This is a genomic window from Halomonas sp. DP8Y7-3, from assembly GCF_019801675.1.
GTDB classification, from domain to species: Bacteria; Pseudomonadota; Gammaproteobacteria; order Pseudomonadales; family Halomonadaceae; genus Halomonas; species Halomonas litopenaei_A.
Window position 1 is genome coordinate 67,462 of sequence record NZ_JAHVIO010000014.1, and the last position, 24,934, is coordinate 92,395.

A 24,934-nucleotide genomic window follows, 5' to 3' on the forward strand; every position below is an offset into this window, starting at 1 on the left:
TCTTGTACGGACACCTTAATCGTGCAGCCACACCGGAGTCCCTGGGGGCGCCTGATCAAACAGCTTCAGCAGGTCGTCGTCCCGCAGCCGAACGCATCCGTGGGAGTCGGCCACGCCCATGGGCTTGTCCGGTGGAGTGCCATGGAAGTAGATGTAGCGCCGCTGGGAGTCGACGTTACCGCCGCGATTGATGCCCCGTTCCAGGCCGCACAGCCATAAAATGCGCGTCAGTATCCAGTCCCGCTCGGGGTTATCACGGCCCAGCTCGGCGTCGAACACCTCTCCGGTTGGCCGCCGCCCACGGAAGACGGTACCTACTGGCTCTCCACCCCCAATAGCAGCGCGAATGTAGTGCCAGCCCAGCGGCGTCTGGCCGCTGCCCTCTTGCTGGCCAGTGCCGGCAACGCCGGTCGACACCAGGCACTGCCAATCCGGCTGTTTGCCCCGCCATAGGGTCAATTGCTGGGTGGAGGTGTCGACCTCCACCCACACGCTATCGGCGGGCGGCAATGCTTCAAGTCGCGGTGTCTGCATCGTCTCTCCCTGTTTGTGTCCGCTGCAGCTGTGCCTGCCGTGTTGCCTGTTCGACGCGTCACCGCCCGGGTGATTCCGATGCGGCTTTGGTGTCGGGCCTGGCTTTAGGTTCTGGCTTCGGGCTCTGGCTTCGGGCTCTGGCTTCAGGCCTGAGAACTGGCCTGCGGCGGCTCCGGCAAGGGAGCCTTCATGGCCGCAACCACCACTGGCCGCATCCGGCGTGCCAGGTCGCGCACCGACACGTGCTCGTCGTAGTCCTTCTCGGCGATGTCGCGCAGGGCGTCGAGGCCAGACAGGGTAAAGATGACCGTACCCAGCACAAAATGCAGGCGCCAGAACCGTTCGGAATCCGGCAGCTCCGGGGTCGCCTTACGCACCAACGCCACAAAGCGGGTAAACACGGTGCCGTACTGGTCCTGGATATAGCGGCGCAGGTGCCCCTGGGCCTGGCTATAGGCCAACCCCAGCAGGCGCATGAAGACTTTCAGGCTATGACGCTCCGCCGGGACTTCCAGCACCGTCCTGGCCATGGTTTCCAGCAGCACTTCCAGCGGGATGACCTTGCTGCCGTATCCGCGCTCCAACTCATCGATGGCAGCGTGGAAGCGGTCGGAAAACGGGTCCAGGTAGCGCGAGAAGACCGCCTGGATCAGCGCCTTCTTGGAGCCAAAATGGTAGTTGACGGCGGCCAGGTTGACCTTGGCCTTGCCGGTAATGTTGCGCAGCGACGTTTCCGCGAAACCTCGTTCAGCGAAGAGGACCTCGGCGGTGTCCAGAATGCGAGTCACTGTATCGGTCTGGGCCATTCGCGGGCTCCGTCCAGTCAGTCAGGGCAGTTGGAAACAATTGTTTGAATGTTAGCCGGAGTGTAAGGGAGGCGCTCTCTACGCACAATCAACCATCGCAGACGGTGTTTGAAACGTGTGCATCAGTCCGCTCATACCGGTGCCACGACGCCTCTCACCCCAAACGCGAAATTCGAGGCAGATCACCGTTTTACTGGATAGGCATCCATACTGTACACTTCACCAAGGGTGCTGAAGGTACCCGCTGTCTGGCAGCACGCTGGGACTACCCTGCCGCTGCCGTCCTGACTCACCGCCGCCCGTGGGAGGCCGCATGACACGTCCCCTGACCCCTCGCCAGCAGAACGTCTATGACTTTATCGTCAAGACCATGAACGAGCTGGGGTACCCGCCGACCCGTGCGGAGATCTCACGCGCACTGGGCTTTCGCTCCCCCAACGCCGCTGAAGAGCACCTGCGCGCGCTGGAACGCAAGGGCGCCATCCGGGTGATTCGCGGCACTTCGCGGGGCATTCGTCTGCCAGCCCAGGAAGCCGACACTACTGCCGCCAACGATGCGCCCCAGGACACCAGTCCCGTCCAGGGCCTGCCGATCATCGGTGAAGTCGCCGCGGGTAGCCCCATCCTGGCGGCAGAGCATATCGATCGTTACTGCCCGCTGCCGCCTGACTACTTCACTCCCCGTGCCGACTACCTGCTGCGCGTGCGCGGCCTGTCGATGAAGGACGTTGGCATTCTGGAGGGCGACCTGCTTGCCGTGCACCGTACTGAACGCATTCGCAACGGCCAGATCGTGGTGGCACGCCTCGAGGACGAAGTGACCGTCAAGCGTTTCCAGCGCGACGGACATCACGTCACCCTGCAGGCGGAAAACCCCGACTTCGCTCCCATCACCCTGGACCTGCGGCGGGACAGCCTGGACATCGAGGGCGTTGGAGTCGGTGTCATTCGCGGTGGTAACGGCCAGGCCCTGGGTTAATACAAAGGTTAATAGGAAGGTTAATGCGAAGGTTGGTGCCGGGGTTAACACTGAGGCTGACGCTAAGCTAGCCCGAGCCCCGCCACACCCTTTCGGATGGATGAATAGACGCCGCGCCGCTGCCAGGCCAGACCATGACGGAACCGGTACGCAAGATTCTTCACGCCGACTGCGACTGCTTTTACGCCGCCGTCGAGATGCGCGACAACCCGGCCCTGCGGGATATCCCGCTGGCCGTGGGTGGCGCCCGTGAGGGGCGTGGCGTCATCACTACCTGCAACTACCCGGCGCGCAAGTTCGGCATCCATTCGGCCATGCCGACCTCCCGCGCCCTGCGTCTGTGTCCTCAACTGACGCTGGTGCCACCCAACTTCGACAAGTATCGCGAGGTCTCCGCCCAGATCCAGGCCATCTTCCACGAGCTGACGCCGCTGGTAGAGCCGCTATCGCTGGACGAGGCCTACCTGGACGTCACCGATGTCGCAGGCTTCAAGGGCAGCGCTACCTGGATGGCCCGCTGGCTGAAGGAGCAGTGCCTGGCGCGCACCGGTATCACTGTGTCCGTCGGGGCTGCACCGTCGAAGTTTCTCGCCAAGATCGCCAGCGACTGGGACAAGCCAGACGGCCTGACGGTCATCCCCCCGGACCAGGTCGAGTCCTTTGTGCTGGCCTTGCCCGTGCGCAAGCTGCACGGCGTGGGCCCGGCTACCGGGGCGCGCCTGGATGCGCTGGGTATTACCACCTGCGAAGAGCTGCGCGCCCAGCCCATTGATCGCCTGCTGGACGAATTCGGCAAGTTCGGCCGCCGCCTGTACGAACTGGCCCGCGGCATCGATGAACGGCCGGTCAAGGTAGAGCGCGAGCGCAAGTCGATCAGCGTCGAAAGCACCTACGGACGCGACCTGCCCGACTTGAGCGCCGCGCAGCTGGCACTGGTGGAGCTGTGCGAAAAGCTCAAGGCGCGCATCGACCGCAACGGTCGGCCGCCCCTGGCTGGCGTGTTCGTGAAGGTACGCTTCGATGACTTCACCACCACCACCCTGGAATCCCGCGGCCTGGAACCTGACCCCGTGACCTTTGCGCAGCTGCTGGACCAGGCCTGGCAACGGGCACAACGTCCGGTGCGCTTGCTTGGGGTTGGCGTCAGGCTGGTGCCACAAGAGGCACGTCAGCAGCTGACCCTGCCCTTCTAGCTGCCCGCTACCCCGCTCGTCATCATGCTACGGTACGCAAACGCCGCCCTCTCACGAGTAGCGTTCCTGGTAGTGCTACGAGTCGCGCTGCTCGTCGTATTGCCTATCGTGCTCGCTCGCCAGGCGCCCCTTGTTCGACGCCTCCATTCCCAGCAGGTAACGCTTGAGCTGCCACCATTCACCGGGGTCCACGGCGTCATGCCACAGCCAGTGGGTTCGGCCATGCCAGCGCAGGGCGATCAGGTAATGACCCACACTGATGCAATAGAGGTCGATGTCGTGCCAGGGAGCGTGACTGTCTTCTGAGGCAGTGACGGGCCCTCGCCCGTCCTGACAGACGCCAGAACGCCACTGCCAGTGTCCGGGAACAGGCATTGAGACGGACGCCAGCCCGGCGACAAACGTCATGACGCCTTGCCACCACCGGCACCATCTACCAGGAAATCGTCCAAGGCAGCCACAGGGGCTCAGGTACGACTGCAACCTCGACACAGGCGGTGTGGAAGACAGAGTGGAAGACAGCGGGGAAGACAGTGTGGAAGGCAGCGCGAAGGACGTCGCGGGGGAAATGGCGGAAGGCGACGCGGTCGGCGTGGTCTGCGGCCCAGGCAGGCAGCGCAACTGACCGAGGAGAGGATGGCGGGCGCTGCGAATCAGCACAGCACCGAGCAAGGCAACAACATATCCCCCGAGCGGGGAAGGCAGGACGGTGGCGACGATCAGACTGACCGCCACCACCACTGCACCATGGGCGAGATGCTGTCGGTCAGAGGCCCCGATTGTGGCCGTGACCCGTGGTCTCTGCATAGTCCACGATCATCTGCACGATACGCCGGCGAGTCGGCTCTTCCGGCCATTCGCGACGCATCAGCCATATAAACAGGTCCTGATCCTCTTCGGTGATCAGGTCGCGATAGGCGGCCTTGTCGGCCTCATCAAGCTCATCGTAGCGGTGTTCCAGAAACGGCAGCAACAGAAGGTCCAGCTCCCACATGCCGCGACGGGAGTGCCAGTGCAGGCGCTTGCGCTCGGCCTCGAGCTGGGAGGCCGCGGAAGACGGTTGATCCAAGGGGAACCTCGTCTGGGATGTTAAGTGTGGCGCCAGTATACCGCAGGCACCAGCGGCGGGCAGCCGCACGGCGGCGAAAAAGGTGATGCCGGGCAAGGGCCTGCCACGAATGTCGATCAATGTAGTGCGTTGTTTTATCAACACTTGAAAAGTATGCTATCTAAAAACAAGGGACTGCGATCGACGCGGTCCTCGACACTGGCCTGACCAGCGCTCATCACCCAGATGGGACTCACGGAGATAACCGATGACAAAGTCCGAACTGATAGAGCAGATCTCCATGCGGCAGCCCGAGCTGTCGATCAAGGACGTTGAGGCTGCGGTGCGCCTCATTCTGGATGACATCACCGACACCCTGGCCGATGGCGGGCGCGTCGAAATTCGTGGCTTCGGCAGTTTCTCTCTGCACTATCGGGAGCCACGGGTCGGACGCAACCCCAAGACCGGCGAAGCGGTGGAGCTGGAAGGCAAGTTCGTGCCACACTTCAAGCCAGGAAAGGAGTTGCGCGAACAGGTCGATGCCAGCCGTGCGCTGGGATACTAGCGACCAACGTCTGGGCCCACTCGCGCCAGCGTTTTCCGTTATCTCTGGCTCAACCTCTCTTCGTCTCACTACGGGAAGTCACACATGCGTTGGCTAAAAGGCCTGATCATGGCCATCATTCTGCTGGCGGTACTGATCATCGGTATCTTGTTCGCGACCAATAACCAGCAGGCCCTGCCGCTGAACCTGATATGGTTCGAGCTGCCCGAGGCATCCCTGTCCGTCTGGCTGCTGGCCTCCCTGGCCGTGGGCGTCCTGCTCGGCATGCTCGCCATGACCGGCGTCTACATCAGGCTGCGCACGCTGCTGACCCGCGCCCAGCGCCACAACCAGCAGCAGCGTAAGGAACTCGACCGCCTTCGAGTGCAGGAGATGAAGGAACTGCCCTGAATGCCGGATCTCCTGCTACTGGGCCTGCTGGTCGTCGCCCTCGCCATTGGCTGGGCGCTCGGCCGGCGGGAAAGCCGTCCGCAACAACGCCCTGCCCCCAGCCTGCATCGCGACTATTTCGTCGGCCTCAACTACCTGCTCAACGACCAGCAGGACAGGGCCATCGAAACGTTTATCTCCGCGCTTGAAGTGAACAGCGACACCATCGAGACCCATGTCACCCTGGGCAACCTGTTTCGCTCTCGCGGGGAGGCCGACCGAGCGGTCAAGATTCACCAGAATCTGCTCGCCCGGCCGTTCCTCGATGCCCACCAGGGCGCCTGGGTCCAGCTCGAGCTGTCCCGCGACTTCCTGCATCTGGGTCTGCATGACCGTGCCGAACGGCTGCTCAAGGGCCTGGTCAAGGAGGACACCCACGCCGAGATTCGCCACCACGCCAAGCGGCTGCTGGTGGACCTGTTCGAGCGTGAAGGGGAATGGCAGAACGCCATCGAGGTTGCCGTACCACAGCTGACCCGCCAACACGACGACCTGCTCCGCGCGGCAGCCCACTGGCATTGCGAGCTGGCGGAGATAGCTCGCACCTCCAATAGCCACGGGGTCGCCCGCAAGCACCTCAAGCAAGCGCTGTCCATCGACGAGCGCTGCATCCGCGCCAATCTCGTGCATGCCAAGCTGTGCCACGACACCGGCCAGTACCGCCAGGCGCTGAAGTTTCTTGACCGCATTCCCCAGCAGGATGTGGTGTTCATCCCCACCATGCTGGAGCCGCTGGAGCGCACCTATCAGCTGCTGGACGATGCCGAAGGTCTGATCGAACACTTGCGGCGCCTGCTGGAGCTCAACCCCTGCACCAGCGTTATTGTGCTGCTGGCCCAGACGCTCAGGCAGGTACGCGGCAACGATGACGAAGCCATCGAGCTGATTACTGAGCAGCTAAGGAAGGAGCCGAGCCTGGGCGGCGTCGATTATCTGATGGGCCTTTACCAACGCAGCGGCGCTGACGCCGGTGACACCCGCTTTGATCTACTGCGGCAACACACGCAGCCGCTGCTGAAGGCGTTGCCGCGGCATCGCTGTCGACGCTGCGGGTTCTCGGGGGAGCACCTGCACTGGCAGTGCCCCCGTTGCCGCAACTGGGGCACCACCAAGCCAATCACCGGCATCGAGGGCGAATAGCGCTGCAACAGAGCGTCAGCCCTTGAGCTCGTCCTCGATCGCCGCAAGAGCGGCCATCGGATCTTCTGCCTGGGTCACGGGCCGCCCCACCACCAGATGGGTACTGCCCGCGTCCATCGCCTGCTGGGGCGTCATGATCCGCCGCTGATCCCCCGCCTGGGCAAAACTCGGGCGAATGCCCGGCGTGACCTTCAGGAAATCTTCGCCACAGGCTGCCTTCAGACGGGCGGCCTCCTGGGCAGAACACACCACACCATCCATGCCGCTGTCCTTGGCCAGCTTCGCCAGGTGCTCCACGTGCTCGTCCAGCGGCGACGACACGCCGGTGGTCGCCAGTTCATCGGCGGTCATGCTGGTCAGCACCGTCACGGCGATCAGGTGGGTCGACAGACCGTTCTGCTCAAGACGCTCACGGGCCGCTTCCATCATGCGACGACCGCCACAGGCGTGCACGTTGACCATCCATACGCCCTGCTCTGCCGCCGCCTGCACCGCTGCGGCCACCGTGTTGGGAATGTCGTGGAACTTGAGATCGAGAAATACCTCGAAGCCGCGACCGTGAAGGGCGTCGAGCACGCTTGGGCCGCTGCGAGTAAACAGTTCCTTGCCGACCTTCACGCGGCAGCGTTCCGGATCCAGCCGGTCAGCCATGCACAGGGCGGCGTCCATGGAGGGGTAGTCGAGGGCGATGATCAAGGGAGATGAGGGGGTCACGGCGGCCTCCGGCGAGAAGTGAACGAAGCGCTGGCGCCCTGCTGATCCGGGAGTAATGCCCTTGCACGGGGGGCAATACTGAGGCCTTGAGCCAGGCCCGCTACCGGCTAGCCCGCAGCAGGCAAAGGGCGCCAAATCGCCGCAGTATATCAGCCTTGGCGCTACCTGCGCTGCCGCTTGGCTGGCTCAGATCTTCATAGATGACTGATATTTTATTAAGAATATTCTTATAACAGTGTTTTCTTATCTAACCCTAAGGTGAGAGAAGACAGCCGACGGCCACCAGGACAACGCCAACGACTGTTCACTCGGGAGGGCTTGGCGCACACCTGAAGGATCGACGGCGCGGCCTTTCTGGCACAGGTGCTGCTGCTATTGCTGACACACAGCGCTTGGCCGCCCATTTCCAACAACAACAGGACGTCTCTCATGCCAACATTCAATGACTATCCGTCTGTCCATCACCGCGCGTCTGTCCATCACCGCGCGTCTATCCATCACCGCACGTCTACCACTCAACGCACTGCCCGTCGTCGCCGGCCCCATGGGATCACGCTCGTGACGCTGGCCTGGCTTAGTGTCGCCTGGCTCAGCCTGGCCCATCCGGCCTTCGCTGCAGAAGGCCCCAGCATTGCGCCCATCAACGTCAATGAGGCCAGTGTTGAGCTGCTGGCCGAGCTGCCGGGCATTGGGCCCACCAAGGCGCAAGCCATCGTCGAAGACCGCCAGGTCAATGGACCCTACACCAGCGCAGAGGACCTGACTCGCGTAAAAGGCATCGGCGCCAACACCGTGGCGCGGCTCAAGGACGAAATCAGTACCGACTGACTTGTCGGCGTCACGATCGGCGTCACCAAGAATAGCGTTCATCGCGCAAGCACCCGCCACGGGACGTGGCGGGTGCTTGATGGGCACCAAACGTAAGAGTAAGACCGGCCACGCTTAGAGGCGCAGACCGCCGTCTACCTCGATCACGCGGCCATTGACGTAGTCATTGTCGAAGATAAAGGCCACGGTCTTGGCGATCTCGTCGGGAGCCCCCAAGCGGCGTACCGGTACTCCAGCCGTCAGCTTGTCCAGCATGTCTTCACGCATGGACGCGGTCATCTCGGTTTCGATAAACCCGGGAGCAACGGCAGCAACACGCAGGCCGTGGCGCGCCAGTTCACGCCCCCAGGTTACGGTCAAGGCAGCCACACCGGCCTTGGCGGCGGCGTAGTTGCTCTGCCCCATGTTACCGGCCCGCGAGATGCTGGAGATATTGACGATAACGCCGTTACGGCCGTCTTCGATCATGGCAGCGGCGGCAGCCCGTCCGCACAGGAACACGCCGGTAAGGTTGACGTCGATGACCGCCTGCCAGGCATCCAGCCCAAGCGTCTTCTCCACCTTGCCATCGCGAGCCTTGACCAGCAGACCATCGCGCAGGATGCCGGCATTGTTGATCAGCCCATCCAGCGGGCCCATGCCCTGGCGAATGTCGGCGAAGACTTCCGTGACCGACGCTTCGTCCGCCACATTGGCGACAAACCCGCGGGCATCGATACCGGCGTCCACCAACTCGTTGACGGCCTTGTCGAGTTGATCATTATCGAAGTCGATCAGTGCAGGCCGGGCACCCAGCTTGCCCAGATGATGGGCCATGGAGAGTCCCAGGCCACGAGCACCACCGGTGATGGCAATGACGGCATTTTCCAACTGCATACGGTTTCCCCTGGTAAGCACCAGCCGTGCCATGACTGACAGGCCGGTCGGTGGCTCGCCGACGCGTGCTCCACGGATCGGGGACCCGGAACGCTGCACAACGAGCAGTTATTGCGTTGCAGCATGCCAAGTTTCCCGGCGCGGCGCTACCTTCCGACACCCGGCTCGCGCCAAAAGCTAGTTTGCAGGCGATGGCATACCCGCTATAAGCCATTGACGCACCGATCAATGCGTCCGAGCCGGTGGTCGACTTCACGTCACTCACACAAAAACGCAAAAACGCAAACGACAACATTCCACTGCGCTGCAGTGACAGCTGCAGCTCGCCGCAGACGCTCACAGCCACCGACGGACCACAACCACGCGGCGATGGGGACGCCGGTGTGAGCGACCGATAGGTACTGTGCATCAGCGCCAGAGGTTGATGCTTGAACTCTTCGCCTTTCACCCCCATCTTCTCAACAGACCACAACGCGGAGCTGACATGCCCTTCCTTCTTATCTTCACCATTTTTGCCCTGCTCGACTTCGCCGTGCTGTTTTCGGTCGGCAGTGAGATCGGTCTGCTGTCGACCCTCGCCCTGGTGCTGGCTACCGGCTTTATCGGCCTGCACCTGATCCGTCGTGAGGGTGTGGCAACCTTCGCCCGCGCCCAGGAGCGCATGGCCCGCGGCGAAATCCCCTCCTCGGAGCTGATGACCGGTGCTGCCTTGATCTTTGGCGGTGCGCTGCTGATGGCCCCCGGTTTTCTGTCTGATGCCCTTGGCTTCATGTGCCTGATTCCGGACGCTCGTCGCTTGCTGGGCAAGCTGCTGGCCAAGGTTGGCATTCGCATGAAGGGCTTCCAGATGGGCGGCTCGACCTTTGGCTACGGTGGCACGCAAGGCTCTGACTTCGGCGCCGGTTCAGCCAATGGCTGGGAGCAAGCCTCTGGCCGGGACGCTGGCACCAGCCAGCACCAAGAACGGCAGCAGCAGGGCTCCGACAACGGTGACGGCGACCCCATCGAAGGCGAATTTATCAGCAAGGACGATCGTCGACGCTAAGCCTGCGGGAGACAGTGGCCGAGACAGGGGCGGAGATAGGGGCGAGGACAGGGGCGTTAACGGCCCCTGTCTTCGCCCCTTTTCATGGCGCTATCCTCAGGGCTACCTCCAGCGCTATCTCCCGCACTATCCTCAGCGCTCCCTCCAGCACTATCTCCAGCACTATCCTCAGCCCTCTCGCTATTCCTGTCGTCCGCTCTCTTCCCCTGCTCATCATCCGCCTCATCCCCCCCTGTCGTTTTCCTGTCGTCACCGCTGTCGTCACCCCTGTCGTCACCCTTGTGGGAGGAGATTGCGCGTGGGCATGCCCAGGTTTGCGCCAAGGTTGTGCCGTGATGCGCTGACGGGGCGCATGAGTGTGAAAAAAATTTCGTCCTCGCCCTTGAAAGCCCCTTCACCAGCCCCACTTACCAGATCAGCATCAAGCTTCGGTGAGGGGGTTGCTCCCTCGCCTTTGACAGGAGGGCCGACAAAGGCCTGCCACTTTCATCGGCAGCCTGGCCATGACCTCCAGCTCTCGCCGCGATCTGCGTCACGACGAGAGTGAACAATGAACCGCCGCGGGTGGATGCCCCGGCCTAGCAAAACCATCAGGAGAACGTGAGCAATGAACATCCGTCCCTTGCACGATCGCGTCGTCATCCGTCGCGTTGAGGAAGAGCAGAAGACCGCAGGCGGCATCGTGCTTCCGGGCAACGCCCAGGAAAAACCGACTCGTGGCGAAGTGCTCGCCGTCGGTAACGGCCGGATTCTCGAGAGCGGCGACGTACGTCCTCTGGACGTGAAGGTCGGCGACACCGTGATCTTCAAGGATGGCTTTGGCGTCGAGAAGCAGAAGATCGACGGCGAGGAAGTCCTGATCATGAGCGAGTCCGACATCCTGGCAGTCGTCGAGGGCTGAGCCCACGCCACTGACTCGGTCGTTTCAACGTTCACTTTTGACGCTTAGATTCAAAGGAAGTACAGAAAATGTCAGCGAAACAAGTCAAGTTCTCTGATGATGCCCGCAAGCGCATGGCGCGTGGTGTTGACGTTCTGGCCAACGCCGTCAAGGCAACCCTGGGCCCGAAAGGCCGCAACGTGGTGCTGGAAAAGTCCTTCGGCGCACCGACCGTGACCAAGGACGGCGTCAGCGTCGCCAAGGAAATCGAACTGAAAGACAAGTTCGAGAACATGGGCGCGCAGATGGTCAAGGAAGTCGCTTCCAAGACCTCCGACGTTGCTGGTGACGGCACCACCACCGCTACCGTTCTGGCCCAGGCCATCGTCGCCGAAGGCCTGAAAGGCGTGACTGCCGGCATGAACCCGATGGACCTGAAGCGCGGTATCGACCAGGCGGTCGTTGCGGCGGTCAAGGAAATCCAGGCTCTGTCCGTGCCCTGCACCGACTCCAAGGCTATCGCTCAGGTTGGCACCATCTCCGCCAACGGCGACACTCGCATCGGCGAGATCATCGCTGAAGCGATGGAGAAAGTCGGCAAGGAAGGCGTCATCACTGTCGATGAAGGTCGCGGCTTCGAAGACGAGCTGGACGTGGTCGAGGGTATGCAGTTCGACCGCGGCTACCTGAGCCCGTACTTCGTGACCAACCAGGACACCATGGCGGTGGAACTGGAAGATCCGTTCATCCTGCTGGTGGACAAGAAGATCTCCAACATCCGCGAACTGCTGCCGACTCTGGAAGCCGTGGCCAAGGCTGGCAAGCCGCTGGTCATCATCGCTGAAGACATCGAAGGCGAAGCCCTGGCAACGCTGGTGGTCAACACCATGCGCGGCATCGTCAAGGTGGCAGCTGCCAAGGCGCCTGGCTTCGGCGACCGTCGCAAGGCCATGCTGCAGGATATCGCTATCCTGACCAACGGCACTGTGATCTCCGAAGAAGTCGGCCTGAACCTCGAGCAGGCTACCCTGGACCACCTGGGCACCGCCAAGCGCGTGACCATGTCCAAGGAAAACACCACCATCATCGATGGTGCTGGCAACGACAGCGACATCGAAGCTCGCGTCAACCAGATCCGCGCTCAGATCGAAGAGACTTCCTCTGACTACGATCGCGAGAAGCTGCAGGAGCGTGTCGCCAAGCTGGCCGGCGGTGTTGCTGTCATCCGCGTCGGTGCTGCCACCGAAGTCGAGATGAAAGAGAAGAAGGCTCGCGTCGAAGATGCTCTGCACTCCACTCGTGCAGCCGTCGAAGAAGGCGTCGTGCCTGGCGGTGGTACTGCCCTGATCCGCATCCTGACCAAGATCGCTGGTCTCAAGGGTGACAACGAAGACCAGACCCACGGTATCGCCATCGCCCTGCGCGCCATGGAAGCACCGCTGCGTCAGATCGTCACCAACGCTGGCCAGGAAGCCTCCGTCATCGTCAACCGCATCAAGGACGGTGAAGGCAACTTCGGCTACAACGCCCAGACCGGCGAGTACGGCGACCTGTTCGACATGGGTGTGCTGGATCCGGCCAAGGTGACCCGTACTGCACTGCAGTCCGCTGGATCCGTTGCTGGTCTGCTGATCACCACCGAAGCCATGATCGCCGACGATCCGGACGAGAAAGACGCTGCTCCGGACATGGGCGGCATGGGCGGAATGGGTGGCATGGGCGGCATGATGTAAGTGCCCCCACGGGCAGGCTAGCCTGCCCGGCCCCGCACCCAGAGGCGACGAACCACTTGCCTCTGGCGTGCCAGCCCTAGCGCACTAGCCCTAGAGCATAAGCAAAAGCCCTGCCCCTGCGGCAGGGCTTTTTTATGCCCGACGCTTAGGTGTCATTGCCATAGCCATTGCCGTAGCCATTGCCATCGCCCTCTTCATCGATCCGCCTCATATCCACGCTGAGGACATTTCACTTATCGAACGACCCCTGCCGTGGTTCACTATGTCCCGGCTTTTTCGAGGTAGGCAAGCGATGGAACTGACGCTATTGGATGGCGGAATGGGGCGAGAGCTGAAGCGTATCGGCGCGCCCTTTTCACAACCGCTGTGGAGCGCCCAGGCGCTGATCGAAGCCCCTGATCGTGTGGTCGAGGCCCACCGCAACTTTCTTCATGCTGGCGCCCGTGTCATCACGGTGAACAGCTACGCCTGCGTGCCCTTCCATCTCGGCGAAGAACGCTACCAGGAGCAGGGTATCGCCCTTGCCACCCAAGCCGCCCGGCTAGCCGCGCGATCCATCAGCGAATGGCAGGCCGATCAGACCGGCGAGACCTCCAGCAGCCGCGCTCAGGTCGCCGGTTGCCTTCCCCCCGTCATGGGCAGCTACCGCCCGGACCTGTTTGACGCCAATCGTGCACGCTCGCTGCTGACGGACCTTTACCGCGCTCAAGAGTCCTTCGTGGACCTGTGGCTGGCCGAGACGCTGTCGAGCCTGGAAGAAATCGCTGTCGTCCAGGAGGTATTGGCGAATAGCGACGCACCACGCTGGTTTGCCCTGACCCTGCAGGACGATATCACCGACGTGGCGCGCCTGCGCTCCGGCGAGAGCGTGGCAGAAGCCGTCACACAACTCTGCCAGGGCGGTGCCGATGCCATTCTCTTCAACTGCTCGATTCCAGAAGTGATCGAGCAGGCTCTGATCGATGCCAGTGACGCCATGCGACGCCTGCGCTGCTCGCTGCCGCTGGGGGCCTACGCCAACAGCTTCGCGCCCATTGCCGCAGCCCATCAGGCCAACGCCATCCTGACCCAGAACCGCCAGATCACTCCCCAGGGCTACCTGGACTACGCCACACGCTGGTTCGAACGCGGTGCTCGCCTTATCGGCGGCTGCTGTGGCATCAGCCCCAGCCATATCGCCGCCCTGGAGACATGGCGAAGGTCGATGTAGCGACTGAGAAAAGACCAGATCAGACAAGGCGTGAAAGCCCGCTCATTCCCCGCCAGGCCGCTGGCGGCTACAATGGCGCTCCCTGTCTCTACTGCGATTTGCTGTCGAATGCTCTCCAATATCCGCACCGTTCTCGTCCAGACCTATCATCCCGGCAACATCGGCTCCGCCGCCCGCGCCATGAAGACCATGGGCCTGACGGACCTGGTGCTGGTCAATCCCCGTGCCTTTCCTGACGAGGAAGCCAGCCGCTTGGCGGCGGGCGCGCTGGATGTGATCGAGGGAGCAAGAGTGGTCGAGCGTCTGGAAGATGCCATTGGCGACTGCGTGCGGGTGGTCGGCGCCAGCGCGCGACTGCGTAGCCTGCCACTGCCCCACTACGACGAGCCGGATGAACTGGCCAAGGACCTGGTGGAGGATGCTCGCAGCAGTCCCGTGGCGATGGTGTTCGGTCGCGAGCGCTACGGCCTGACCAACGACGAGATTCGCTTGTGCTCGCATCAGGTCAGCATTCCTGCCAATCCTGACTACGGCATCTTGAACCTGTCCCAGGCGGTACAGGTGCTGTCCTACGAGGTCAGGCGGGCATGGCGCAAGCATGCGGGTGAGTCTACGGCCGGTGCCGGGTCTATAGCGACACCGCCGACGCGTGAGCAGGTGGGGCACTTTCAGAGCCACTTGAGCCGCGTCATGCAACGCAGTGGCTTTATCACCCAGCCCCACGCGAAAACCGAAGAGCAGCTGCAGGCCCTGTTCGCCCGTGCTACCCCCTCGCGCAAGGAGCTATCGCTACTGCGAGGCTGGCTGTCCTCGCTGGAGAGCCACCTTCCTTCCGACGACAACCGCTAGCGGCATTTGGCCAACTAGAGCGGCCCTTGGTTGGCTAGAGCGGCTCTTACCTGGGTAGAGCGGCTATTGATCGACGAGAGCGACAACATCGTTCACATAAACGCGGGTCGCGACACTATTGCGACACTATCGCGACATTATCGCGACCCGCTCGGGCTGAAGCTTAGCCGTCAATGACCCCGCAGGCGACGCGGGCTCCGCCACCACCAAGGTGGGGTTCGTCGCTGTAGTTGTCGCCACCGGCATGAATCATGATCGCGCGGCCGCTCAGGTCAGACTCCTTCACCCTTGGGGCGAGGGTCGTCAGCTCGGCTTCTCCCTGCTGTCCTACGGACAGTGCGGGCAGATCCCCCAGGTGTCCATCGCCATAGGGACCCTGATGGGTGCCGGTTTCCTCGGGGTCATAGTGACCACCGGCAGCGGCAGCAGCCACCACTTCCCCGTCCTTCTCTGCCGGGGAGCAATCCGGGTTGACGTGTACGTGCAGGCCATGGATTCCTGTGTCCAGCCCTTCCAGGGCAGGCGTAATCAGCAGGCCATGATCGCTATCCTCGAAGGTGATGGTACCGACGCTATCCCCCACGCCGTCGGTACTGACACGGTGCATCTCCACCTCGGTCGCGGCATGTGCTGCACCCGCCACCAGCAGGCTAGCGCCTAACCACCATGTTGCCTTGATCATCTAGAGGCTCCTTTCCATGTGAAGTGTCTTTCCATCGGGTACGACGCTCCTTCTGGAACACCCTGCCGTCAGGAACGTCTTTCTCTCCCTGTAGAGAGTTCAGCGCCGAGCCTTGCCGACAGTTGGCCGTGTTCGACGACTCGATCTCGCGACTCCCTGTCCCTTAGCCTGGACCAAAGTGACGGATCAGCACAACCCGTAAGCGATATAGTCATACACCCTTTACAGCCCCCTTTACCCCCCCTTGAAACGACAATGCCCGTGCTACGGGAGCACGGGCACTGTTTTGGTCTATCGCGTGTGCGCTGTCATTGCCTTACGTTAGCCGCTCAGCTTAGGCCGCTAACGCTGGAAAAGACGTCTCTGTAGGGCCTCAATGGGCTCCTGAGATTACAGCGTCATCGCCGCGAGCCAGCCAAAGGCCACCAGCGGGATGTTGTAGTGCACGAAGGTCGGCACGACGCTATCCCAGATGTGGTCGTGCTGGCGGTCCACATTGAGCCCCGAGGTCGGACCCAAGGTGGAATCCGAGGCAGGTGAACCCGCATCACCCAACGCCGCCGCGGTACCCACCAGGGCCACCGTCGCCAGATCGGAGAAACCGAACTGCACCGCCAGCGGAACAAAGATGGCAGCAATGATGGGGATGGTAGAAAACGAGGAGCCGATGCCCAGGGTAATGAACAGGCCGACCAGCAACATCAGCAGCGCCGCCAGGCCGCGGTTGTCACCGATGACCTCGACACTGGCACTGACCAGGCTCTCGATATCGCCGGTGGCCGTCATCACCGCCGCAAAACCCGAGGCGGAGATCATGATGAAGCCAATCAGCGCCATCATGCGCATGCCGCTGGTGAACAGGTCGTCCGCCTCGCGCCAGCGGAAGATGCCGCCCATGGACAGCAGCGAGAAACCGACCAGCCCGCCCAGAATCATGGAACCGGTGTAAAGCTGGATACCCAGCGCCGCGACGATGGCCACCACCGACATGATCAGCCCCAGCGCGCGGGGCTCCTCGGTGTCGCCCGCTTCATGGCCGTGGGCATGGTGGGTTAGCTCGGCCTCAGAGTAGTCACGAGGCTTGCGATAGGACAGAAATACCGCCACCAGCAATCCCAGGAACATGCCGGCCACGGGCACGCCCATCGCCATGGGCACCATGGCACGGCCGATCTCGAGCCCAAGGCTCTCCCCGGCCTGATTGATATTGGCCAGCAGAATATCGTTGAGGAAGATCGCGCCAAATCCCACCGGCAGCAGCATATAGGGCGCCGTCAGACCAAAGGTCAGGGCACAGGCCACGGCGCGACGGTCCATACGCAGCTGGTTCATGACCTTGAGCAGCGGCGGAATCAGGATCGGGATGAAGGCGATGTGCACGGGAATCAGGTTCTGGGACGATACCGCGACCAACAGGACGCTGCCCAGCAACAGATACTTGACCGTGGCCTGGCGAGATGCGCTGGATTCCTGCCCCAGCAAGGTGATCAGGCGACGGGCCAGCAGGTCAGGCAGGCCTGAGCGAGAAATCGCCACCGCGAAGGCCCCCAGCGTGGCATAGGCCAGCGCCACCTTGGCACCTCCCCCTACGCCGTCATTGAAAGCCGCCAGGGTATCCTCGATGGACAGACCACCGACCAGGCCACCCACCAGGGCGCCGACCACCAGCGCCAGCACCACCGAGACCCGCGCCAGCGACAGGCCCACCATCACCAGAACGGCAATAATTACAGCGTTCATAGGAACATCCGAGTTGGGGTTACGAGGGTTGAGGGAGGGGAAAACCTCGGCGCAAAGCCAGGAATAGCGCAGGTTTCCCGCAAAAGTCGGCGCGAAGGATACCAGAAAAGCGCTGGCTGCGGGATGTCACCAAAGCATCACGCGGCGTTTACGGATTTGTCATATTGGCAGGACATACTACACTCGTGTTCAGGCAAAATCGGGCAACGGATACTGCCCCATGAGCGTCACGGATGCGACGATGCAGGACGCATCGAGGGAGTTCAGGCACCGGGATAGTGCCTCAGGGAGGAAAGAAAGCGAAAAGATTGCTGCGCCACGTCCATCGGTCGTGGCGCTTTTCTTTTTTGCGACGCCTTTCTTTCCCAGAGGACGTCAGCTCTACAGAACATCAGCGGCTGAGGCGACCGTGCTATGTGGCCGCAACAATGTCGTCGCAGCGACGTCGCCGCAGCTAACTCACGTCCAGCGCCTTCAGGTATCGGTGAACCCGCGCAGAAAGGCAGCGAGGTTACGGCTCAGCGCCGGGGTCGGATAACCGCCCTCCTGCACCAGCACCGTGGGCAGGCCCAGCTCGCCCACCTGGCGGCCAATCGTCACAAAGTCCTGAGTATCGAGGCTCAGCCCCGCCAGCGGATCATCCTTGTGGGCATCCAGCCCCAGCGCCAGCACCAGTGCATCCGGGCTAAAGCTCGCCATGGCATCGAGCAGTTCGTCCAGAGCGGCCTGGAAGGCATCGATGCCACTGCCCACCGGCAGCGGGACATTCAGATTGGCCCCTAGCCCAGGGCCGATGCCGGTTTCTTCTGCGCTACCCCAGTAGTAGGGATAGAAGTCCGCAGGGTCAGCGTGCAGCGAACCGGTCCAGACGTCGCCGCGGTCGTAGAAGATGTCCTGGGTGCCGTTACCGTGATGAAGATCGATATCGAGGATAGCCACCTGGGACACATGCTCGCGCAGCACGGTGGCCGCGAGAGCGGCATTGTTGAGATAACAGAAGCCCCCGGCGCGATCTGGCCCCGCGTGATGCCCCGGCGGACGACACAGCGCATACGCCGTACCTGCGCCCGACACGATGCTTTCAGCGGCCGCCTGAGCCGTCGCGGCGCTGGCCAGAATGCCCTGAAAGCTTGCGGCGGTCAGCGGACAGGCCATGTCGTGAAGATGCCAGCCTGCCTGACCCACCGGGTGTCGCGGATAATGCTTGCCACCACCGCAGGGATGCACGTTGGGCGCCACGAAGTCAGTGGCCTCAGGCAGCGTTTGCCAACGGGAATGAATCGTCTCGAGAAAATCCAGGTAACGCTCGGTATGGATCTCCTTGAGCCGCTCCCTCAACTTGGGACTGTCGACTTCGGCGGGTGCGGTCAGCGCCAGGCCGACCTCGGCGAGACCTTCGCTCAGCAACTCTGACCGACGCGGCCCTTCGGGCGAATCGCTCAACACGCCTCGCTTCAAGAACTGAGGGGGTGCGTGACGTTCCTGGTCAGGATGGTAAAACAGTTTCATCTACATCGGTCTCCGGTGATGACGCGACCTCGCTCCCCGTGTCTTGCGACCCTGGGGCACCACTTCGGTACCGTCTCCGCGAGTCGGTACCTGAGCGAGTCTATCTCTGGCCACAGCAGCTCGGGCCACAGCAGCTCGGGCCACAGCAGTTCAGGCCAAAGCACTTCAGGCCAAAGCAAGCCAAGCCTGCTCCTGAGCGAGTCTACCCCATGATAGTGCCGGAAAACCCGACCTTGATACCACTCCCGGGACCATCATCACCGCCAAGCTGGCCGCAGCAGATCAGCTCGGCGTGGCCTGACCTGGCGTTTTGCCACCGCCAGCAGGCCACCCGTTTGATTGACGTCGGTCAACCTTTGACACCCATTCCAAGGCGCTTGCCAGCCGTCGGTGCGACGGCTAGCCACGGCGCCTTGCTCGCAGCAGAGCCTAGCAACGGCCTTTCTTGGCTTGCCCCGGCGGACAGAAGTCGCCGCCGTGATGGCCGCCGTGGTCACGATGATCATCGTCAAGGATGATCAACGGCTCAGACGAGATGCGCGCCGGTTCGTAGCTACAGCCCGCAACGGTCATGATCAGCAGAAGCGGCATCAGCCATTTCGCAGCAGAAGTTACCATCGGCATACTCTTGATCCCCTATTGACCCTGATACTCTTGCCTCTGGTTATCGATTCACTGTGACAACCCATAGAGGCGATATCGTCGTAGGGTATCGCAAAGTTCGTACAATCACCTCTGTCGCCGGGCAAGCACACCAGGTGTCGCCAGATGGAGACGCTATAACTTCGATCACTCCCGCCTTCACCAGCTATCGCTCCCGGCATCGGGCAGGCCCTGCACCTCCACGATATCGTCAGAGGGCGGTGGTGCCTGGCGTTGCTGCTCGGATTGCTGCTGCTCCGGTTCCTGCCGCAGAAGCCTCTGTCGAAGTTCCTGCTGTGGCGACACGTCTGGCTGCGGCGCCTCCTCTGACCACATGGTGACGTCCGCAGCGGGCTGCTGGTCGGGTTGCTGTTCGGGCCTTTGTCCAGTCATTAGGGCTGTCGGGACCACGCCATCGCCGTCGTACATCGGCTTGATGCCTTCGATCACGTACATGTTGTCGTTGTAATCGAAATTACCGCCATTGAAGTCCTGGATGACCAGGTAGGTATCCGGGATGTCGTTGCCTTCCTCGTCCAGGGCCTGGAATAGACGAATGAAGTAACCTCGCTCCAGATCAGGGCCATTGGCTGGGGGCGTGCCTTGGCCGGTGGGGTTGAGAGACGGGTCTGATGACAGCCTTGCGATCTCGAAGCCAAACAGCGCGTCCCCGGTCCAGTCCTCCGGTATGTCGGAGCGCTGCAAGGTGACCTCCGGAAACTCACCACGACCAAAGGTGCGTGGCAGCAGCGACTGATTCTGGTCCGGGCCGTGGGGCAACAGGCTGAGATCCTGGGAGGTATCCTGGAAGGCATGCACCCCTAACGCTGCCCCACCGGGATTCTGCATGGACGCGAGCTGGGTGATGCGCACGCTGTCGACGCCGTCGGCAAAGGTCCAGTAACGCGACAGCACCTCCTCGTCAGTGACGGGACGATAGTAGCCAAAGTCGTACAGGGGGGAGCCAGGCCCACCGCCGCCACCGGCGAGGGGCAGCCCGCCGATGCGGTTGCCAAGCCCGGCAACGCTCCAGATCTCATCCACGGTGGGTTCCCAACCGCCCTCGTCCTGAGCCTGCCAGAAGCCCGCCAGCTCAAGGGACGTTACCGGCGAGTCGGCGTCGTTGGTCAACAGCGTCAAGCGGCCAAAGAAACGTCCATCATCGTCATTGCGCTCGGGGGCCTGGTAACTGTCACGATCGAACATGACCGTGATGTCGATGGACTCGCCGGCTGCCAGCACGCGCCCTTGCAGCGCGTCGGCATCGGCCAGCCTAAAGGGTCCATCGAGCATCGCATTCAGAATCTGCAGAGGTTCGCTGCCTTCATTGGTAATGCGCGCCAGGCCAGTTTCCCTGAAATCCCGATCAGGGGCCGCAAAGTCATTGATATCCAGATAGTTGAACAGCAGTCGGTCGTGGAAGAACTGGCTCTCGGCGTTCACCAGGCTCACGTCGGCCCCCTCTGCCACAGCGACCGGCGCTACCTCCACCGCCTCGACACGGGAGCTGCTGTCATCATCCGATATCAGGTGCCAGCGATACTCCGTACCGGCCTCAAGCTCGACATACCAGAACACTCCGCCAGAGCCATCGTCGGCCTGCAGGGCGGGCGGCAATGGCTCCCCATTGAGGGTGACGTCAATCTCGTCCCCCGGTTCGCCCACCGTCAGGTCCAGTCGGTACAGGCCTGATTCGCTGACCGTGAAAAACGCATCGGCGGAGCGCGGACTGGAGACCAGGCCAGACACGCCGTCATCCAGCGCGATGCGCATTCCGTCGGTGGCGTCTGCTGGGTGGTTGATAGCCTCACGGATGGCTTCCCGTGACAGATCCGGCACCCATAGCAGGTCGACGTCGACCGCACTCTCCCCCGCTGAGGCCAACGCCAGCGCATGGCTCCCCGCCTCCAGGAATACCTCCACGTTCACGTACACCCAGTCATCGGCAGTCTCGCTGTCCGCTGCAAGCTGCAGCGGCGCCAACTCGACGCCATCGAGCGAGAACGGCAGCTGACGCGGCTCGCCATCCGCGGGCAGGTAGTAGCGAAAACCCAGCTCGTAGTGTCCGTCCTGTTCGACCCGAATCGCCCAGGTGATACGTTGCTCCTGGGCGTCCGACAGCGCGACATAGGCTTCGCCAGAAGCGTCGCGACCGCTGTCATCCGGCGTTGGCGCGACGCCCTGAAGAAGCGCCTCTTCCGCTTCATAGCTCGTATGCCCAAACACATCGCCCTGCCACACCTCAAGCTGGTCAATGTTCGGGCCCGCCCTTCCCAGGGATTGCAGGCGAACCTCGACCTCCCCCGCCGGCAGGTCGATCTGTACATCCTGGGTCATCCACAGGTTCCACCTTTCATCCAGGCTGGGAAGGCTCGGGGCAGCCGGAAAGCTCACCAGCCCATGGCTTTCGCCGTTGATGAATATCTCCAGGGGGCGTTCCTTGCCACCGCCGTTGGCATAGCGGATGCGCAGCACGTTGTAGCCTGCTTCCTCTGGCGCCAGGGTGAAGCCAAAGGTGATCCAATCCTGGGCGCTGACGCCAAAGTCGGCATAGCCGCCACCGACACCGTCGCGATCATCGAGATTGCCATCGTTGCCGTAGCTACCCGGTCGCAGGCCTGGTGTGCCCTCTGCTATGCCCTGAAAGATCGCGACATCGCCGGTCATTGACAGCGTGGCGCTGGTACCGTCGTTCGGAGTATCGTCCTCGGCCTGGATGGTGGCTAGCTTCACAGGCTGCTCCGGCGGCTCAGGCGGCTCAGGCGGTTCTGGCAGGACCGGATCCAGACGGACCAGTTGGCTTTCGCCGGTACGCCGATTCAAGGTCAATAGATACAGCTGCCCGGTGGCCGGGTTTTCGATGATATCCAGGGGGCTGTTGTAACGGATGACGCCGCCATCACTGTCACGCAGCACATCGTCGCTGATGACCTTGCCGTCATCGTCCAGGCGTATCCAGCGGATATCATTGCCGCCGGAAAACTCGGTGAACAGCAGGCTGCCTTTCAGGGCATCGCCAAAGATGTCGCTGGTGAATTCTGTGGCCCCGTTGGGTGAGCGGTTGGGGCCCAACGCGTAGGTGTCTTCCACCCGATAGTTAGGATCAGGCTGGGTGCCGGGAGCGTAGGTCGACACCTCGTTGGCATCGTCAAAGCGGGTCGGGTTGCCCCCATCCAATATGTACTCATCCCGCAGCGGATTGCCGTGGCCGTAATAGCCCCCCTGGTCGACAGTAAAGAGATAATCGTCCTGGAGCCCCACGCTGATCAGCGACTCATCCCCTGGCGTCACCGGATCGTCCGGCACCACGCCTCCTGCGGCGCCCCCGTTGGTAGGCACATACAGCCGGCCATCAGAGTGCCACACCAGGTCATAGGCGTTACGGATACCGGTGGCAAAGATCTTGGCCACCGCGTCCTCTGCGAAAGGGTCGTAGAACGTCGACAGGACGTTACCATCGACGTCCTGGACGCTGGCGACGCCGCGCTCGTCGAAGACCAGATAGCGCCCGTCTCCCATGGAAATGGGGCCATCCTTCAGGTTGTTATCGTCGTCGCGAAAGCGGGTCTGATCCTCGGGCAGGGGCTCGGTCGTGAGGTCAAATCCGCCCTCGGGAGGCGTTCGGCTCGGGTCGATTTCCAACACCGTGGCAGACAGCAGGCGCTCGGGCCGGTTGGCCCAGGCGCTGTCGACGCCTCCTACACCCGTGTTGGAACCTTGGGTCAGGTACAACAGATACTCGGGGCCGGCGTCGGGGGAATCCGGGTCAAACTCTGGGTTCTTGCGAAACTCGATGCTGTTGGTGACATGATCCGCCGCAGAGCGCGGCAGGCCGGTCAGATACACCTCAACCTGCCCGCTGAAGCTGCCATCCTCGTCCAGGGTGATCTTCAACAGCCGACCACTGAAGTCCGGCACCCTGCGCACCTGTCCCAGCAGCGGCACCGGATAGTTATCGGTGACCCACAGCACCTGGGGATCGGAGGGGTCTTCTGCCACGCCGATGATGGCCCGGCGCACATTGTCCGTCACCGAATCAGGCTGCGCGAATGGATCCCATCCCAGGTCCAGCACTTCACCTGGTCCCAGCGAGCCATCTTCCGGGTCTAATCCGTAGCGTCGGATCTGACCGCCCATGCTGACCACATACAGGGTGTCGCCTGCCCCATTCAGCGTCAGTGAGGTAAAGGCAACAGCGTCATCTGCAGCACCATCGAGCTCGACGGTGCCCTCGAAGGCAACGTCGACGTCCGCGTCTCTCTCGGTCACCGGTCCAGTGACAAAGGTGTTGGTGTACTTGAGGAAGTCACGGGTTGGCGCGTCGATATCGCTGTTGTCACCGCGATCCTGGAAACCATCGATGACCAGGGTATAGCTGGTGTAGGGCTTGAGTGGGTCAACCGGGGATAGAGTCAGGGAGTCGAAACCACCGGTGGTGTTGATGTCGAAGTTCACCTCGACGCCGGTGACCGTCTCGAACAGGCGCACAGATCCATCCGCCAGGCTTTCCAGCAGCACACCTCCCCTGCCTTCCACCACCTGAACGCCCACGAAGATGTCCGAGGCCGGATCCACCCCGGTAGGCAAACCGCCATCGTCCCGATCCAGCGCCACCTCCACTGCCTGGCTGCCGACGCCCGCCACGGCTCTGGCACCGACAAACCGGGCATAGTCATCGACGGCATCACGATCATCACCTGGGGTGGGGTCCGGCAACGACTGAATCTCGACATATTGCAGCTTGACGTTGCGGGCATCCGCGCCCAGTGCGTCCAGGGTCAAGCGTCCGTCGTTGACCTCGACCACCCTGGTCACCAGCGTCGTGCGAAAGCCATCGGTGTCGTCGGTAACGTTGGCATCCAACGGGAAGTCGCCGGGCCGCGCGGGCACAAACCCATCGATGAGCGAAGCGCCCTCTGCGTTGACCTGATAGAAGGCATCAAAACGGCCGGAGACATCCCCCACCGCCAGGGTAACCTCATAGAAGCCCGGCGCCAGCTCGATCTCCCATCCCGCGTTGACGGCGCCATCATCATCACGCGTCATCTGGGCGTAGCTGGCCTGGCGAGGGTCCAACCCGTCAAAGTTCTCCGAGCGGTCAACCAGCAAGGACGCATCCACATCGACCAGCGACAGGGGAGTGGTGCCGTTGTCGACGCCGTCGGCAATGCTGGCGCCGCTGACCCAGCCATACTGGTGGGACACGCCCCCGACCTCAATCGCCTGTTCGCCAAACGCCTTGCCGCTATCTACGGCATAACCGTCTACTGCCGTAGAGGCTTCCGGCTGAAAGTTGATGCGCCATACGCTCCGCTCGCTGATCGCCGTTGGGGCCGCCACCGCCGAGGATGACGGCAAGGCTTGCCCCAGGTGATCGACATCGTTAACCGCGTTTTCGCGACTTACCTCGTTGACATCCTTTACATCGCTGACACCGTCGACATCCTTCGTGACCTTTACATCGTTCATACGGTTTGCATCGCTCACACCCCGCCCTCCCATCAATAAATTTCGCAATGGGCACAATAGAGC

Annotated in this window: 23 protein-coding genes; 11 read left to right on the plus strand and 12 right to left on the minus strand. The window is 62.3% G+C overall.

Features of this window, described 5'->3' with window-relative positions:
- Window positions 1-15: 15 nt before the first annotated feature.
- Together KUV86_RS14900 and KUV86_RS14905 are read right to left on the minus strand one after the other, a co-directional pair.
- Window positions 16-534: a L,D-transpeptidase gene (locus tag KUV86_RS14900; RefSeq protein ID WP_222485339.1), complete on the minus strand. Its 519-nt coding sequence runs from the start codon at window positions 532-534 to the stop codon at window positions 16-18.
- Between the two features lie 143 nt (window positions 535-677).
- Window positions 678-1,340 (minus strand): TetR/AcrR family transcriptional regulator, encoded by a 663-nt coding sequence (locus KUV86_RS14905; protein WP_206937984.1) that lies wholly within the window; start codon window positions 1,338-1,340, stop codon window positions 678-680.
- Window positions 1,341-1,653: 313 nt separating this feature from the next.
- Here KUV86_RS14905 and lexA point away from each other — a divergent pair, with 313 nt between their 5' ends.
- Window positions 1,654-2,319: a transcriptional repressor LexA gene (gene lexA / locus KUV86_RS14910; protein ID WP_222163118.1), complete on the plus strand. Its 666-nt coding sequence runs from the start codon at window positions 1,654-1,656 to the stop codon at window positions 2,317-2,319.
- Between the two features lie 134 nt (window positions 2,320-2,453).
- The gene (gene dinB / locus KUV86_RS14915; RefSeq protein WP_222485340.1) at window positions 2,454-3,512 is read left to right on the plus strand and encodes a DNA polymerase IV; all 1,059 of its coding nucleotides are present in this window, start codon (window positions 2,454-2,456) and stop codon (window positions 3,510-3,512) included.
- Between the two features lie 75 nt (window positions 3,513-3,587).
- Here dinB and KUV86_RS14920 read toward each other — a convergent pair whose 3' ends face one another.
- Window positions 3,588-3,920 (minus strand): hypothetical protein, encoded by a 333-nt coding sequence (locus KUV86_RS14920; RefSeq protein ID WP_222485341.1) that lies wholly within the window; start codon window positions 3,918-3,920, stop codon window positions 3,588-3,590.
- Window positions 3,921-4,278: 358 nt separating this feature from the next.
- On the minus strand, window positions 4,279-4,581 hold the full coding sequence (locus tag KUV86_RS14925) for a succinate dehydrogenase assembly factor 2 (protein ID WP_206937970.1): 303 nt from the start codon (window positions 4,579-4,581) through the stop codon (window positions 4,279-4,281).
- A gap of 247 nt (window positions 4,582-4,828) precedes the next feature.
- Here KUV86_RS14925 and KUV86_RS14930 point away from each other — a divergent pair, with 247 nt between their 5' ends.
- From KUV86_RS14930 to lapB, 3 genes are all read left to right on the plus strand, one after another.
- Entirely contained in the window at window positions 4,829-5,125 is a 297-nt protein-coding gene (locus KUV86_RS14930; RefSeq protein WP_045994571.1) for an integration host factor subunit beta, read from the plus strand.
- Between the two features lie 84 nt (window positions 5,126-5,209).
- Complete coding sequence (locus tag KUV86_RS14935; protein WP_206937961.1) at window positions 5,210-5,515, plus strand: lipopolysaccharide assembly LapA domain-containing protein; 306 nt, start codon at window positions 5,210-5,212, stop codon at window positions 5,513-5,515.
- Window positions 5,516-6,694 (plus strand): lipopolysaccharide assembly protein LapB, encoded by a 1,179-nt coding sequence (gene lapB, locus KUV86_RS14940; protein ID WP_222485342.1) that lies wholly within the window; start codon window positions 5,516-5,518, stop codon window positions 6,692-6,694.
- A gap of 15 nt (window positions 6,695-6,709) precedes the next feature.
- Here lapB and pyrF read toward each other — a convergent pair whose 3' ends face one another.
- Window positions 6,710-7,408, minus strand: a complete 699-nt coding sequence (gene pyrF / locus KUV86_RS14945) for an orotidine-5'-phosphate decarboxylase (RefSeq protein ID WP_222485343.1) — start codon at window positions 7,406-7,408, stop codon at window positions 6,710-6,712.
- Window positions 7,409-7,837: 429 nt separating this feature from the next.
- On the opposite strand from pyrF, the gene KUV86_RS14950 reads away from it, so the two are divergent.
- Window positions 7,838-8,236 (plus strand): ComEA family DNA-binding protein, encoded by a 399-nt coding sequence (locus tag KUV86_RS14950; RefSeq protein ID WP_222485344.1) that lies wholly within the window; start codon window positions 7,838-7,840, stop codon window positions 8,234-8,236.
- Between the two features lie 114 nt (window positions 8,237-8,350).
- On the opposite strand, the gene KUV86_RS14955 is transcribed toward KUV86_RS14950, so the two are convergent.
- Window positions 8,351-9,112, minus strand: coding sequence for an SDR family NAD(P)-dependent oxidoreductase (locus tag KUV86_RS14955; RefSeq protein WP_222163112.1), 762 nt, complete (start codon window positions 9,110-9,112; stop codon window positions 8,351-8,353).
- A 484-nt stretch (window positions 9,113-9,596) separates the two neighbouring features.
- Here KUV86_RS14955 and KUV86_RS14960 point away from each other — a divergent pair, with 484 nt between their 5' ends.
- Window positions 9,597-10,157: an FxsA family protein gene (locus tag KUV86_RS14960; RefSeq protein WP_222485346.1), complete on the plus strand. Its 561-nt coding sequence runs from the start codon at window positions 9,597-9,599 to the stop codon at window positions 10,155-10,157.
- A gap of 82 nt (window positions 10,158-10,239) precedes the next feature.
- Here KUV86_RS14960 and KUV86_RS20010 read toward each other — a convergent pair whose 3' ends face one another.
- On the minus strand, window positions 10,240-10,374 hold the full coding sequence (locus KUV86_RS20010) for a hypothetical protein (RefSeq protein ID WP_261397662.1): 135 nt from the start codon (window positions 10,372-10,374) through the stop codon (window positions 10,240-10,242).
- A 390-nt stretch (window positions 10,375-10,764) separates the two neighbouring features.
- On the opposite strand from KUV86_RS20010, the gene KUV86_RS14965 reads away from it, so the two are divergent.
- From KUV86_RS14965 to KUV86_RS14980, 4 genes are all read left to right on the plus strand, one after another.
- Window positions 10,765-11,058 carry a co-chaperone GroES gene (locus tag KUV86_RS14965; protein ID WP_045994577.1) on the plus strand — a complete coding sequence of 98 codons (294 nt, stop codon included), beginning with the start codon at window positions 10,765-10,767 and terminating at the stop codon, window positions 11,056-11,058.
- A gap of 68 nt (window positions 11,059-11,126) precedes the next feature.
- Window positions 11,127-12,770 carry a chaperonin GroEL gene (gene groL / locus KUV86_RS14970; protein WP_222485348.1) on the plus strand — a complete coding sequence of 548 codons (1,644 nt, stop codon included), beginning with the start codon at window positions 11,127-11,129 and terminating at the stop codon, window positions 12,768-12,770.
- Between the two features lie 292 nt (window positions 12,771-13,062).
- Complete coding sequence (locus KUV86_RS14975) at window positions 13,063-13,980, plus strand: homocysteine S-methyltransferase family protein (protein ID WP_222485350.1); 918 nt, start codon at window positions 13,063-13,065, stop codon at window positions 13,978-13,980.
- A 108-nt stretch (window positions 13,981-14,088) separates the two neighbouring features.
- A complete protein-coding gene (locus KUV86_RS14980; protein WP_222485352.1) occupies window positions 14,089-14,829 on the plus strand; it encodes an RNA methyltransferase in 741 nt (246 codons plus the stop codon).
- A gap of 163 nt (window positions 14,830-14,992) precedes the next feature.
- Here KUV86_RS14980 and sodC read toward each other — a convergent pair whose 3' ends face one another.
- The 5 genes from sodC to KUV86_RS15005 all read right to left on the minus strand — a co-directional run bounded on the left by sodC (window position 14,993) and on the right by KUV86_RS15005 (window position 24,871).
- A complete protein-coding gene (gene sodC, locus KUV86_RS14985) occupies window positions 14,993-15,511 on the minus strand; it encodes a superoxide dismutase family protein (RefSeq protein WP_222238273.1) in 519 nt (172 codons plus the stop codon).
- Window positions 15,512-15,901: 390 nt separating this feature from the next.
- On the minus strand, window positions 15,902-17,251 hold the full coding sequence (locus KUV86_RS14990; protein WP_206937906.1) for a Na+/H+ antiporter family protein: 1,350 nt from the start codon (window positions 17,249-17,251) through the stop codon (window positions 15,902-15,904).
- 474 nt (window positions 17,252-17,725) lie between these two features.
- Window positions 17,726-18,760, minus strand: coding sequence for a histone deacetylase family protein (locus tag KUV86_RS14995; protein WP_222485354.1), 1,035 nt, complete (start codon window positions 18,758-18,760; stop codon window positions 17,726-17,728).
- Between the two features lie 429 nt (window positions 18,761-19,189).
- Complete coding sequence (locus tag KUV86_RS15000) at window positions 19,190-19,378, minus strand: hypothetical protein (protein ID WP_206939279.1); 189 nt, start codon at window positions 19,376-19,378, stop codon at window positions 19,190-19,192.
- 183 nt (window positions 19,379-19,561) lie between these two features.
- Window positions 19,562-24,871: a hypothetical protein gene (locus KUV86_RS15005; protein WP_222485356.1), complete on the minus strand. Its 5,310-nt coding sequence runs from the start codon at window positions 24,869-24,871 to the stop codon at window positions 19,562-19,564.
- Window positions 24,872-24,934 lie beyond the last annotated feature (63 nt).